The organism is Streptomyces sp. HmicA12 (genome assembly GCF_000373565.1).
Classification (GTDB): Bacteria; Actinomycetota; Actinomycetes; order Streptomycetales; family Streptomycetaceae; genus Streptomyces.
Genome location: NZ_KB891831.1, coordinates 46,862 through 59,963, shown reverse-complemented (window position 1 = coordinate 59,963; position 13,102 = coordinate 46,862). Strand labels below are relative to the sequence as shown.

The 13,102-nt window shown below is 72.0% G+C and carries 12 protein-coding genes; 5 read left to right on the top strand and 7 right to left on the bottom strand.

Annotated elements, in window-relative coordinates:
* Positions 1-42 precede the first annotated feature (42 nt).
* The 3 genes from B072_RS0130430 to B072_RS0130420 form a co-directional block, all read right to left on the bottom strand.
* On the bottom strand, positions 43-2,592 hold the full coding sequence (locus B072_RS0130430; RefSeq protein ID WP_026246464.1) for a discoidin domain-containing protein: 2,550 nt from the start codon (positions 2,590-2,592) through the stop codon (positions 43-45).
* A 353-nt stretch (positions 2,593-2,945) separates the two neighbouring features.
* Positions 2,946-3,986: a hypothetical protein gene (locus B072_RS0130425; RefSeq protein ID WP_018533737.1), complete on the bottom strand. Its 1,041-nt coding sequence runs from the start codon at positions 3,984-3,986 to the stop codon at positions 2,946-2,948.
* Between the two features lie 310 nt (positions 3,987-4,296).
* Positions 4,297-4,938, bottom strand: a complete 642-nt coding sequence (locus B072_RS0130420) for a TetR/AcrR family transcriptional regulator (protein WP_018533736.1) — start codon at positions 4,936-4,938, stop codon at positions 4,297-4,299.
* A gap of 82 nt (positions 4,939-5,020) precedes the next feature.
* Here B072_RS0130420 and B072_RS0130415 point away from each other — a divergent pair, with 82 nt between their 5' ends.
* Complete coding sequence (locus B072_RS0130415) at positions 5,021-5,965, top strand: aldo/keto reductase (RefSeq protein WP_018533735.1); 945 nt, start codon at positions 5,021-5,023, stop codon at positions 5,963-5,965.
* Complete coding sequence (locus B072_RS44415; protein WP_018533734.1) at positions 5,962-6,285, top strand: DUF2316 family protein; 324 nt, start codon at positions 5,962-5,964, stop codon at positions 6,283-6,285. Before B072_RS0130415 ends, B072_RS44415 begins: the two co-directional genes overlap by 4 nt.
* A 48-nt stretch (positions 6,286-6,333) precedes the next feature.
* Here B072_RS44415 and B072_RS0130405 read toward each other — a convergent pair whose 3' ends face one another.
* On the bottom strand, positions 6,334-7,170 hold the full coding sequence (locus B072_RS0130405) for a phytanoyl-CoA dioxygenase family protein (RefSeq protein ID WP_018533733.1): 837 nt from the start codon (positions 7,168-7,170) through the stop codon (positions 6,334-6,336).
* A gap of 71 nt (positions 7,171-7,241) precedes the next feature.
* Between B072_RS0130405 and B072_RS44410 the strand changes: the two genes are divergently transcribed.
* From B072_RS44410 to B072_RS0130390, 3 genes are all read left to right on the top strand, one after another.
* The gene (locus tag B072_RS44410) at positions 7,242-8,123 is read left to right on the top strand and encodes a helix-turn-helix domain-containing protein (RefSeq protein WP_018533732.1); all 882 of its coding nucleotides are present in this window, start codon (positions 7,242-7,244) and stop codon (positions 8,121-8,123) included.
* Between the two features lie 157 nt (positions 8,124-8,280).
* Positions 8,281-8,997: a methyltransferase domain-containing protein gene (locus B072_RS0130395; protein ID WP_018533731.1), complete on the top strand. Its 717-nt coding sequence runs from the start codon at positions 8,281-8,283 to the stop codon at positions 8,995-8,997.
* 257 nt (positions 8,998-9,254) lie between these two features.
* Entirely contained in the window at positions 9,255-10,730 is a 1,476-nt protein-coding gene (locus B072_RS0130390) for an FG-GAP-like repeat-containing protein (protein ID WP_018533730.1), read from the top strand.
* A gap of 33 nt (positions 10,731-10,763) precedes the next feature.
* Here the strand turns inward: B072_RS0130390 and B072_RS0130385 are convergent, their stop codons facing one another.
* The 3 genes from B072_RS0130385 to B072_RS0130375 all read right to left on the bottom strand — a co-directional run bounded on the left by B072_RS0130385 (position 10,764) and on the right by B072_RS0130375 (position 12,977).
* Positions 10,764-11,675, bottom strand: coding sequence for a phosphotransferase family protein (locus B072_RS0130385; RefSeq protein ID WP_078506655.1), 912 nt, complete (start codon positions 11,673-11,675; stop codon positions 10,764-10,766).
* Positions 11,676-11,709: 34 nt separating this feature from the next.
* Positions 11,710-12,702 (bottom strand): oxidoreductase, encoded by a 993-nt coding sequence (locus B072_RS0130380; protein WP_026246463.1) that lies wholly within the window; start codon positions 12,700-12,702, stop codon positions 11,710-11,712.
* A gap of 89 nt (positions 12,703-12,791) precedes the next feature.
* On the bottom strand, positions 12,792-12,977 hold the full coding sequence (locus B072_RS0130375) for a DUF6479 family protein (RefSeq protein WP_018533727.1): 186 nt from the start codon (positions 12,975-12,977) through the stop codon (positions 12,792-12,794).
* Positions 12,978-13,102: the final 125 nt, after the last annotated feature.

The window sequence follows — 13,102 nt, the reverse complement described above, 5'->3', positions numbered from 1 at the left end:
CACAGGCCACCCCCGAGCTCATGCCGTCACGGGATCAGCGCGCTACGGGAACGACGTGATCTTCGACGGGGTGGTGCTGGTGCCCGAGGTCGGGGCGCCGGTGTTGTTGACGACGTGGGCGTACTGCCCCTTGCCGCCGAGCGAGATGACCTGGATGTCGTGCAGCTTGACGCCCGACTTCACCGGCACCTGGAAACCGTGCTGCTGCACGATGCTCGGATCGGACGTGAAGTTGCAGTAGCTGCCCAGACCCCACGCCTCATGGGTGTTGACTCCGTCGGCGACCTTGTACGCCGCGTATCCGACGATGCCGTCGTGGGTGATGGACGCGGCGTTCGGAGCGTCGTACGCCTTCTCGTTCTGGAAGAAGATCGTGCGACCCCGCTCGCCGTTCCAGAGCACGTCGTACTTGTTGAAGTGCTCCACGAACAGGCCGGTGGCGAGGACGTCGTCACCGTTCACGACGAGTCCGTAGTCGGCGCGGTTCGTCTCCCAGCCGACGCCGTCGCCGTGGTCGGCCCGCCAGATCCAGGTGTGGTCGACGATCACGTCGTCGCTGTTGACGACCACGGAGTTGGTGGCGAGGCCGGGGCCCGCGCCGCCGATCCGGACGAACACGTCCTGCATGGAGGTCGGGTTCGCGGCGTGGTCGGCGCTCGCGCCGGCCCCACCGATCTGCAGGAGCGTGTCCGACTTCTTGGCACCGGCGTCGATCAGGAAGCCGGCCAGCTTCACCCCGTCGACGTCGGCGACGTGCAGGGCGTCGACGCCGTTGTCCGGGACGATCGTGGCGAGCCCGAGACCGAGCACCACCGTGTTGGCGCGGTTGACGTTGATGGTCTGGTCGAGGTGGTAGACGCCGGGCGTGAACAGCAGGTTCAGACCCTGGGAGAGCGCCTGGTTGATGGTGGCCGCGGTCGCGCCGGGCTTGACGACGTAGAACTGGCTCAGCGGGAGCGAGGTCCCCGCGTTGGCGGGCCAGGAGACGCCGCGCGCGTTGGTGCGCTTGGCCGGGACGAACACCTTGTAGTCGTTGCCGTCCAGGTACAGGAACGGCTTCTCGCGCGAGACCGGGGTGTTGTCGAGGGTGGTGTACGGGCCGGTGTCGAAGTTGGTCGCCGGGGCGCCCTGCACACCGCTGAACGTCATGTTCCACACGCCGTTGGTCCAGCCGCCCACCGAACTGTCGCGGGTGTACCACTGCTGCTGCGAGTACGGGCCGACCGTGCCGTCGATCTTGGAGTCGGCGATGTAGCCGCCGGAGGCCCAGCCGTAGCCGTTCGGCGCCAGGTTGAGGCCGCCGGTGACGTGGATGCGGCGGAACGGCGCGGCCTGGGCGACGGCCCAGCGGTCGGTGCCGTTCACCGGGTTGAGGGAGAGGTTCTCGGCGGAGCGCCAGAAGTTCTGCGTCGCGTTGCCGTTGAACCAGCCCGCGTCGACGGTGACGTCACCGTTGATCTTCACGTCGTCCGGGTTGAGGCCGAGCCCGGAGATCGAGGTGTAGAAGCCGAGTTGGGCGTTGATGTTGTTGTACGTGCCCGGCTTCAGCAGGAACTGGTAGCGCTGCGAGCCGAACTGGTTCGACTCCTGCTGGGCGAAGACCTGGTCGAACTTGCCTTGCAGATTGGCCGTGTTGGGGTCGACGACGATGACGTTCGGGCCGAGGTCGCCGCCGCCCTCGACGGGCGGAGTGGTGGAGCCGGAACCGGTGTGCACCCCGACCTCCCACAGCGAGTAGCCGTAGCCGGTGGCGCGGGTGGTCCCGTAGATCCGCAGGTAGCGGCCGGTGCCGCTGACGTCGTACGAGGTCGTGCCGCCGGTGGCGCCGGTGACGTCCTTCAGGGTCGTCCAGTTCTGGCCGTCGGCGGATGCCTGGATCTTGAAGGCCTTGGCGTACGCGGCCTCCCAGTTCAGGTCCACCTTGCAGATGCTCTGCGACGAACCGAGGTCGACCTGGACCCACTGCGGGTCGGCGGCGGCGCTCGCCCAGCGGGTGGCGGTGTCGCCGTCGAAGGCGGCCGAGGCCGGGGTGCCGCCGTTCTCCGTGGACGAGGCCGTCGCCGGGCGGCCCTTGGCGGCGTTCGCGGTGGCGCAGCCGTCGGCCGGCGGGGTGGTCCCGGAGTCGCCGAAGACCTGGAACTCCCACAGGGAGTAGCCGTACTGGGTGGCGCGGGTGACGCCGGTCATGCGGACGTACCGGCCCTGGCCGGAGACGTCGACGGTGTCGGTGCCGCCGTCGGAGCCGGTGACGGACTTGAGGTCGGACCAGGTGCTTCCGTTGTCGGAGACCTGGATCTTGTAGTCCTTGGCGTAGGCGGCCTCCCAGTTGAGGACGACCTTGCTGAGGTTCGCCGACGCGCCGAGGTCGACCTGGAACCACTGCGCGTCAGTGGCGGCGGACGACCAGCGGGTGGCGGTGTCACCGTCGACGGCGTACGACGCGGGTGTCCCGCCGTTCTCGGTGGAGGAGGCCGTGGCGGTCTTGCCCTGGGAGAGCGGCGTCTCGGCGGCGGCCGCCCCCGAGGTCTGGGCGGGGATGGTCAGCAGCGCCGCCGCCGTGGCGAGCGCGATCCCCAAGGATCTGTGTCTCATGCGTGTCACTCCGTGCGGGGGTGAGGGCGAGGCGCCCCGGAGGAAGCCTTCACCAACTGAGCGCACGTCTGGGACGACGGGCGCGATGGAGCGCACTCCTGCCGCGGGGCGGAAGGAGTGAACGGCTTTGTGAAACGGCTTAGTTCGAGCTTTGATTTAAGGGTCGAGGCAATTGTTCGGCAAGACCTCGGGAGCGACTTCTTTTCAGGACCCGAACGAAGCGATCACCGGGCTCGACGCGCCTGGCTCGCCCACCTGCGCCGATCCCGCGGCGGGGTGTCCGTGTGCGTGTGGGTGTTGTCAGGAAATGGAGACGTCCGCCGTATCCGGGGGTGCGTCCGGCGCGCGCCGCCTCACTCGTACATCACGTACGACGGGCGCGGACGCAGCCCCAGGACCTCGTCGGGGGTCATCAGCTTCCCGCCGCCCTCGGTGTCCTCGTCGAAGAAGAGCTTGAAGCCGGTGAGCAGCCCCTCGGGCATCGTGTCGACCAGCTGTTCCCAGGTGTCCCGTTTGAGCCGCGGGCTGCCTATCCCGTCGGCGCTCTTGACCACGGCGACGCCCTCGGGGATGTCGAGCCGCCGCTCGTCGTGCACGACCGACTCGGCGACCTGGTGGTAGACGAGCACCTTCTCCGGCAGGTCGTGGCGCTCCACGAGCGAGGAGAGATGGCGGGCGACACGGGTCAGCTCGGCGCCGCTGGTGTGCCCGTAGGTGTCGCCGGGAACCTGCCCGGGGCCCATCTCCCACTCCGGATCCAGGGCGATGCCCACGTCCGGCCGGACGAGCCACTTCTCCAGCGCCTTCACCTCGTCGAGGACGTCCGCGCGGCCCGGCTGGATGTTGAGCAGCAGCAGGGCCTTGTGCCGGCGGGCGGCCTCGTGGAAGGTGCGGATCGTCGCGTCGGGCGTGCGGGTGCGGTACGTGCCGTCGGGGCCCGCGCCGGCGTTGGCGACGACGGCGAGCAGTTCGAGGACGGGCAGCACGGAGCGGCCGTCCGCGTAGGCGCGCCCGCGCCGTTCGATCTCCGCGGCGCGGTCGTCGAGATCACCCGTGCCGAGCCGGCCGAGCGCGGCCGCGCCCGGCAGCCCGCAGTAGCCGACGAGCCGGTGTTCGGGGAAGATCCGGCGTCCACCGCGCGGCAGCTCCGGGCGGCGGCGGGTGGGCCGCGGCGACGGGCGCCGCGACGACCCGGAGGGATCGGGCGAGCTCTTCCCGGCGCCGGACGGCTGCCGCCCGCTTCCGGAGGACGCGCCGTCGGCCCCGGTGGTGCCGCACCCGGCGATGAGCGCGGCCGCGGACGTGGCCCCCGCCACGAGCAGCCGCCGCCGCGGTGAACCGTCCGCCCCGGGGCCCGTGTTGTCGTGGCCGTCGTTGTGGCCGACCGTCCGCATCTGGCCTCCCGTCCGCCGCCGCACGGGTGCGGCGGCCGCGCGCCGTGATCATCGTCCGTGGGGGCGCATTGCCGACGGGCGCGGACCGAAACGTGTGAGGTGGGGCATGCGGCGTTGATGAGCCACGGTGCGCGGAGGGCGTTGTTCCACGGCAGCCCCGCGGCGGGCGGGTCCCGCGGGCCGCCGCCGAGGTACGGAGCCGGGTCCGGCCGGGGAACTGTGGCCGGAATGCGGGCTGCCGCGAAGGGCTGTAGCCCGTCGCGGCAGCGCCGTGGAACCGATGCGTCGGAAGTCGCCTGCGGGGCGGCCGTTACGCGTCGGGGTCCGGCGGACTGCCGGGCCCCCCGTCCCCGTGCGGGCGCAGCGCGTCGGCCACGAGGTCGAGGAGCGGGCGGGTGCGGTCCTGCCGGTCGCCCGCCGCCGTGGACAGGAACACGCCGAGCAGCATGGTGATCACGTCGTCCGCGGGCACGTCGTCGCGCAGCGTTCCCTCGCGCGCGCCGGCGTCCAGGATCGTCCCGACCGCGGCGGTCAGGCGCTCCCGGGTGTTCGCGGTGACGCCGCGCCCGCCGGCCGGGGCGATGGACAGGGTGCCGGCCATGGCGCGCTTGGCCGTGACGAGATCCGCGTACCGGTCCATCCACGCCCGCAGCGCGACCTGGGGCGCCAGCTCGCCGAGCAGGGTCTCGGCGGCGGCCGTGACGGCGTCGAGCTCGGCCGAGTAGACGGCCTCGACGAGGGCCTCGCGGGTGGGGAAGTTCCGGTACAGGGTGCCGATGCCGACCCCCGCCTCGCGGGCGATCGTCTCCAGCGGCACGGTCGTGTCGTCCCGGGTGAAGGCGGCCAGGGCGGCGGCGAGGAGCCGGTCGCGATTGCGGCGCGCGTCCGCGCGGGCGGGACGGCCGCCGCCCCCGGTGGGGGCCGGAGTCGGGCCTGATGTGGACGCAGGCAAAGCGGAGGCACCTCCGGTTATGCTACTTTCGTTGTAACGGAGGAACCTCCGTTTCCCTCATTCTCGCACGAGGAGGATTCCCATGACCTCTTCCACCTCCACTCCCGTACCCACGCCCGGCGGCACCGGTCGGCTTCTCGGCCGCGACGTCGCGCGGGTCGGGTTCGGCGCGATGCAGCTGCCCCGCCTGGACCCGGACCGGGCCGCTGCCGTCGCCCTGCTGCGCCGCGCCGTCGAGCTCGGCGTCGATCACATCGACACCGCCCAGTTCTACGGACACGGCTTCTCCAACGAGATCATCCGCGAGGCGCTGCGCCCCGAGGACGACGTCCTCGTCGTCAGCAAGGTAGGCGCCACCCCCGACGAGGGCGGCCCGCTGCCGCTCCGACTCGCCCAGCGCCCGGAGGAACTGCGCGCCGGAGTCGAGGACAACCTCAAGAGCCTCGGCGTCGAGCAGGTCCCGCTGGTCAACCTGCGCCGCGCCGAGGTCGGACCCGGCCTGCGCGCCGAGGGCGACCAGGTCGTCGGCATCGACGACCAGCTCGCCGTGATGACCGCCCTGCGCGACGAGGGCAAGATCGGCGCCATCGGCCTCAGCAACGTGGGCCTCGACGAGCTGCGCCGCGGCCTGCCCGCCGGGATCGCCTGTGTGCAGAACGCCTACAGCCTCGTGGCCCGCGACGACGAGGAGATGCTGCGGCTCTGCCTCGCCGAGGACATCGCCTGGGTGCCCTACTTCCCGCTGGGCAGCGCCTTCCCCGGGATGCCCAAGGTCACCGACGAGCCCGCCGTCGTGGCGGCCGCCGACGCGCTGGGGGCGACGCCGGCCCAGGTCGGCCTGGCCTGGCTGCTGCACCACGCGCCGCACGTGCTCCTGATCCCGGGCACGGCCAACCCCGACCATCTCGCGGCGAACGTCGCGGCGGGCGGGCTGACCCTCGACGCGCAGACGCTGGCACGCCTCGACGCCGTACCGACCCGCTCGGGCGACATCGAGATCGAGGGCGAGGACGAAGAGCGGCGATGAGTCCGAACGCCGACGAACGCCGCCGTACGGGCGAGGAACTCACCAGCGACCTCGCCCTGTGCGGCCGCACTCTCCAAGAGGCCGCCGCCGACCTGGAGTTCACGCCGGAACGGCTGCTGCGCCTGCTCGACGTCGGGCCGGGCGCCGACCCGGTCGACGTGTGGCAGACCCGGGACCACCTCGAACAGGCGGCCTCGGACGCGGGCGCCCGGTCCGTGCCGTTCACCGTCCTGACGGCGCGGGCGTGCGTCATGGCCCGTGCCTGGTACCGCCTGCGCCCGGCGCCGCGGCACGCGTTTCCGGTGGACGGGTGCGCGTGACGCCGTAGCGGTCGATGCCCCGAGTCGTCTACACGAACAGCCTGTTGGTCAGTGCGCGGCGCCCTCCCAGGTGTCCCCGCACGGTCCGCCGCCGGTGCTCTCGCTGGTCCGCACGTCACGGCCGTCCGGGGCGAGCAGCGGCTGGTAGTAGTGGGCGACCTCGACGCTGGCCCGCGGAACGTAGTGGAAGATCAGCGAACGCCGGAACCGGTCCTCCGTCCGGTTCGGCAGCGAGCCGTGCACCGTGCTGCCGTGGAAGAACAGCACATCGCCCGGCCGCATCTCGGTCTGCACGACGGGCAGTCCCTCCGGGGGCCGCACCAGCCCGTCGGTGAAGGACTCGGAGCGGTCCGCGGTCTCCGGGCACACCACCTCCATGGTGTGACTGCCGGGCACCACCCGCAGCGCGCCGTTGGCCGCGTCGCACCCGTCGACCGCGATCCACGCGGCGAGACACGTCTCGGGGTGCGCGCGGAGGAAGAAGTTGTCCTGGTGCATCGCCTGGCCGCGGGCCGTCGGCGGCTTGAAGTAGAACATCGACTGAGCGGCGTGGGCCGGCCCGATGAGCGCCGTCACCACCTCGAGGACGCGCGGATCGAGGATCAACCGCCGGGCGAAGCGCCCCACTTCGAGCGCGGGGCTGCGGTGCGGCTGCATGAAGCGCGGATACCGGGCGAGGACGTCGTCGTCGGCGACGACATCGGAGGATCTGAGGCGCGCGGGGTCGGCGTTCACCTGGTTCATGAACGCGGTCCGGATCTCGTCCACTTCCCCCGGAGGGAGAACCCCCCGGACCTGGACGACACCGTCACGGTCGTACCGCTCGCGCAACGCGTCCGGCGAACCGGGATCCTCGGCGACGACGGAAGGAGTGGCTGCTGTCATGGCTCCAGCATCACGTCGTACGGGGCACGTGGGTATGGAGTGAGCGGTCCAGCTCCATGTACGTTCCTGCTGTGCAGGTTCCCGCGGGGAGGCGTCCGGGCGCGGCCACGAGCGCTCCGGTCACGCACGCCGTCCCGGACGAGCCGGTGATCGCGGGCAGCATGGTGCAGGTCGCGGCGCATCGCACCGTACGACCCGGCGGAACCGCCGACTGGCTGCTGATGGCCACCGTCGAGGGCCGTGCCCGGCTGCGGCTGCCCGACGCCCCCGACGTACTGGTGGGCCCCCGGCAGGTGACCGTCATCGAGCCGCGAACTCCCCACGACTACGGGCCCGATGAGGAATCCGGCAGCTGGTCGCTGCGGTGGGCGCACATGCTGCCGCGCCCGGAGTGGCTGCCGCTGCTCCAGTGGCCGTCCGTGGCGCCGGGGGTACGCCGGATCGACGTCGACGAGACCGTCCACGCGCGCATCGTGCGGGCGCTCGACCGCGCGATCCTCGCCCGGCGCGGCGGTCTGCGCCACGAGACGCTGTTCGCGATGAACGCGCTGGAGGAGGCACTGCTGTGGTGCGACAGCGCCAACCCGCGTGAACCGGTCCTCGATCCACGCCTGTTGGCCGTTCTCGAGCACGTCGCCGCGCGGCTGCAGGAACGGCACACGGTCGCGTCCCTGGCCCGGGTCGCCGGACTGTCCGCCTCCCGTCTTGCGCACCTGGCCGCCGAGCAGCTCGGCACCAGCCTGATGGCGTACGTGGAACGCCGTCGCATGGACGTGGCCCGCCGGCTCCTGACCCACACGGATCTGCCGATCGCCCAGGTCGCGGTCCAGGCGGGCTTCGCCGACCCGCTCTATTTCTCGCGGCGGTTCCGTGCCGCCTCGTCGCGCACCCCGTCCGAGTTCCGGGCCACGGCGACCGCGACGGACGCCTCCTCCTCCCCGCCCGCCGGGTAGCGAATTCGCCGACAGGGTGGCGAATTGGGCGTCCCCCTACGACCCCGTGTCGGCGAATCTATGCTGACATCGAGGGAGAAAACGTTCAGGGGGGTCATGCCTCATGAAGGCAGTGAACAGGGGGAAATCAGTGGTGAAATCGGGAGCCAGGAGGCTCTTGCGGCGTACCGGATTCGACATCGTGCGCAGCACCGACAACCTGGGGGGTGTCGACGACTTCATCCCGTTCGAGGCGACGATGCGGGCCGCACGGGCGGCCGGCCTTTCGGTCGGTGACCACATCGACGCGGTCATGAACGGGACACCGGGCGCCACCCAGTCCACCATCGACGAGCTGCGCGCCCTCGGTGTCTTCGCCGCCGGGCCGGACACCGTGCTCGAGATCGGGCCCGGGTCGGGGCGGTATCTGGAGAAGACGCTGAAGGAGTGTTCACCGGGGCGCTACGAGATCTACGAGACGGCGGAGCCCTGGGCCAACTACCTGGTGGAGACGTTCGGTGTGGTCGCCCAGCCGACGAAAGGCAGCTCTCTCGCCGCGACGCCCGACAGCAGCGTCGATCTCGTCCAGGCCCACAAGGTCTTCAACACCGTGACCTTTCTCTGCGCCTCCCGCTACTTCTTCGAGATGGCGCGCGTGACGCGACCCGGCGGCCGGATCGTCTTCGACGTCATGACGGAGACCTGCCTCGACCCGGCAGCGGTCCGCACCTGGGCGACACAGGGCGGCGCGGGGCACGACTCCTTCCCGGCCGCCATGCCCCGTACGACGTGCGTGGACCTCTTCAAGACCCTCGGCTGCGGCCTGGAGGCGGGCTTCCGGGCCCCGTTGGGTGTCGGGTCCACCGAGGTGCTCGTCTTCGCGAAGGGGGGATGACCCTCAGGGGGTGAGCTCGGCGGCCGGCAGCGTCCGGTCGCCGACCACCCGCCTTCCGGGCGCACGGCGGCGTCCGGAGCCCGATCGTCCCTTATCGCGCATATTGCCCAGCTTGCCGTGGGTCCGCGTTCGTTCACCTGTCGTTCGGTGCGCAACCATCAGCCGTTTCCAGACGTCTCGCAGGTGAACCACATGCGAATCACATCCGTGCGCACGCGTCTCGACATCGCTCGCGGCTCGCGCTTTGAGGAGGAACCGTGGGCATCCGCCGACCCGCCCTGTCGACCGCCGTGGCCGCCGCCCTGATCGGCTCACTGGGCGTACCGATCGTCGCGGGCAGCGCGTCCGCGCAGGCCGGCGCCACCACCGTGCGCGAGGACTTCGACGGCGACGGCTACCAGGACATCGCCGTCGCCGCCCCCCGCGCGAAGGTCGGCGGCCACCTCTGGGCCGGCTACATCACCGTCAGCTACGGCTCGGCGCACGGCATCGACCCCGCGCGCACCACGGTCATCACCCAGGACACCCCCGGAGTGCCCGGCACCGCCGGCGACAACCAGGCCTTCGGCTACGCGATGGTCTCCCGCGACCTGGACGGCGACGGCCTCACCGACCTGGCGGCGGTCGCCCGCGACTACCGGCCGGAGGACAGCGCCAACGGATCGGTGATCGTCCTGTGGGGACGGAAGACCGGCCTCACGGGACAGGACGCCGTCCGCATCGGCGCACCGGCGAACGCCCAGGTCGGCGACGACCTCACCGCGGGCGACTTCGACGACGACGGTCACGTCGACCTGTTCATGCGCAACGGCGACGACTACGACTACCACGACGTGCTCTACGGCCCCATCGGCCGGAACGGCGCCCCCGCCCGCGAGCAGCAGGTGCAGGTCTACAGCAGCGACAACTTCATCGACTCCACCGCCGCGGGCGACTTCAACGGCGACGGCATCGAGGACCTCGTGACCTTCTACGTCTACGAGAACCACGCCGAGGGCGGCAAACTGTGGCTCGGCACCAAGAACGGGCTGTCCACCACCTCGAAGCCCCTCAACTCCGCGGCCGGCACCGCCGTCGCCGACTTCGACCGGGACGGCTACGCCGACCTCGCCACCCGCACCTACCCCGGCGGCGACACCGAGGGCACCGAGACCGACCCCGGCACCGTCAAGATCTACTACGGTTCGGCGTCCGGCCCGAGCCTGACCCGGACCCAGAGCATCACGCAGAGCACGGCGGGTGTGCCCGGGGCGAGCGAGAAGGGCGACCAGTTCGGCGGCCGGCTGAGCACGGGCGACGTGAACGGCGACGGCTACCCCGACCTGGCCGTGGGCGTCCCCGGCGAGGCGATCGGCTCCAAGGCCAAGGCGGGCGCCGTGGTGGTGCTCAAGGGTGGCAAGAACGGGCTGACCGGCACGGGCGCGCAGGCGTTCCACCAGGACACGGCGGGCGTGCCCGGGGTCGCCGAGTCCGGCGACGTGTTCGGCGGGTCGCTCCGGCTGCTCGACGTGACCGGTGACGGCAAGGCGGACCTGATCGCGGGGGCGCCGGGCGAGAACCTGGGCAGCGTCGTGAACGGTGGCGCGGTGTGGCAACTGCGGGGCAGCGCCTCCGGCGTGACGGCCTCGAACTCGGTCGCGGAGAACCCGACGGACATCGGCGCACCGGCGGCGAACGCCCTGTTCGGCGAGAACCTGAGCAGTGACAACGGGCTCGGAACGGTGATCCCGTAGCGCCCACGGACGAGGCCGGGGCACTGCCCCGGCTCAGCCCGACGCGTGCATCAGGGCAGTGACGTAGGCGTCCAACCGCCGTTCCACGACGGGTGTGGTCAGCTCGGTCCTGCCCGCCTCCCGCCAGGGCCGCGCCACGGCCCCCACCTCCTCCGAGAACGCCAGCGCGTCCCGCACCCGCCAGTACAGCCGCTCGTCGGGGGAGGAGGCGAGCACCCCGCCCGCCTCCACGTACGCCTCGGCGAACCGTGTGCCCCACGCCGGGCCGTGCAGCATCGCGAGGGCGGTGGAGCAGTGCGCCACATCGAGGTCGGCCGGGCCCCAGGAAGCCTGGGCCCAGTCGACGACACCGGTGATCCGGGCGTCCGATTGCCCGGTGGGGGACACGTCGAACAGCACGTTGCCGGGCTGGAAGTCCCGGTGCAGGAACAGCCCTTCACCGGACGGCGCGGGCCCGCGGATCACGTCGATCGCCGCGGCCCACACCGCCGCGTCCGCGTCGTGCGGGGTCACGACGGTGTCGGGGGTCGTCAGCGTCTCGTACTTCGGCGGCCGCTCGGCGGGGCGCACCGCGTGGATCGCCGCGAGCTGACGGGCCAGCAGAGGGACGCGGGTCTCCAGCCCCGCGTCGCCGATGACCGGCCTGCCTGCCAGACGGGTCATCAGGAGCGATGGATACGCGCAGTGCACGGCCGTCGGATCGACCGCGACCATCCGAGGAGCGGCCACCTCGGTGCCCGTGAGCAGCGTCAGGGCGCGGGCCTCCCTGTCGAGGGCGTCCTCGGCCTGCGCCACGTAGTACGGGTCGACGAACGACCGCAGCACCAGCTCACGGCTGACGCCGTCCCGATCGCCGACGGTCAGCCTGCGCATCTCGGCGGTGATGCCGCCGTGCAGCGCCTCGACCGAGACGATCCGTTCGCCGGCGCCGAGGTGCCGGCTCACCCACGCCAGGGTCGACGGATGGACGGCCGACACCTCAGCGATCTCCCTTCGCCGCGAGCAGTTCGCGCTCCCGCTCGCCGCTGAGGCCCGCCCTGCGGGGCCGGTCCAGGCCCTGCTCCCGCTCCCAGCGCAGGACGTCGGCCAGCAGTTCCGCGCGGGGCCTGTGCCGAAGTCCGGCCGCGGCGGCCGCCGAACCGTCGCGGGCGCTGAAGCCGGCCCAGTCCGGGTCGGCCATCCACATCGCGAGCGACTCCGGGCCCATGAACTGCCCCACCTTCCGGTCGAGCAGCCAGTCGGTGCCGGCCTCGACCAGCGGCCCGGTGTGCCCGCCGATCTCCCGCGACAGCGCGACCCACTCGGCGAACGGCACGATCGGGCCGACCGCGTCGTACGTTCCGGTCGTCCCCTCCTGCGCGCAGTCGAGCAGCCACGAAGCCAGGTCCCGGGCGTCGACCGCCTGCGTCGCCATGGAGGTTGAGGCCGGTACCAGCAGGGGCGTCCGCGGCTCACGGGCCGCGCGGCCGACCCAGTATCCGGTGCGGCCGCTGTGGTCACCGGGGCCGCCGATCAGTCCGGCGCGCGCGATGAGCAGCCGGTCGCCGACCGCGGCCGACGTGGCCGCCTCGCAGGCCACCTTGGCCTCCCCGTACTGCTCGCGCTCGACCTCGTCGTGCTCGGTCGCCGGGAGCAGCTCCGCGGACTCGTCGGCGCCGAGCTGCCGGTGCGAGGCGTACGCGCTGATCGAGGACACGTACGACCAGTGGGCCGCACGTCCGCCGAGAGCGGCCAGCGCCCCGCGGACGAATCCCGGCTGCCACGACACCTCGAACACGGCGTCCCAGTCCCGCCCCGTCAGCCCTTCGTACGCCGACGGAGCACGCCGGTCCGCGACGACCAGGTCGGCGCCGTCCGCCACGGCGCCGCTCTCACCGCGGGCCAGGCAGGTCACCCGATGCCCGCGCTCCAGCGCCTGCCGCGAAATCTCCCGGCCCACCCACGCTGTCCCGCCCAATACCAAGATTTCCATCAGCCGACCCAAACACAGCCGACGCCCCTGCGGCATCCGCTTTGCCGAGGGCAGAGAGGGCCGTGGGGCGGTGTCGTCCCTCGGCCGCGCTACGGCTTCGGGTCGTCCGGCTCCTCCCAGGAGTCCTGTCGTGGCTGAGGCGTCTGCGGCGGGTTCGGGCGCCGGGCCAGCCGGCGCCTGCTCGTCCACAGCAGGACGAGCAGGGCCACGACGATCAGGACGCCGACGACGGTGAAGATCCAGGAGGCGCTGCCTCCAGCAGCCAAGGTGTGCATACCTGCCTGTACCTCGCTGCGCCGTGGTCAATCACGTCACCGGCGCGGGCCACCCGGTTGCGGGGTGGGCTTTCGGTGGAAGTGGGCGAGCGCGAGGCGCCGACGTGGTGGACCCGATGCCCGAG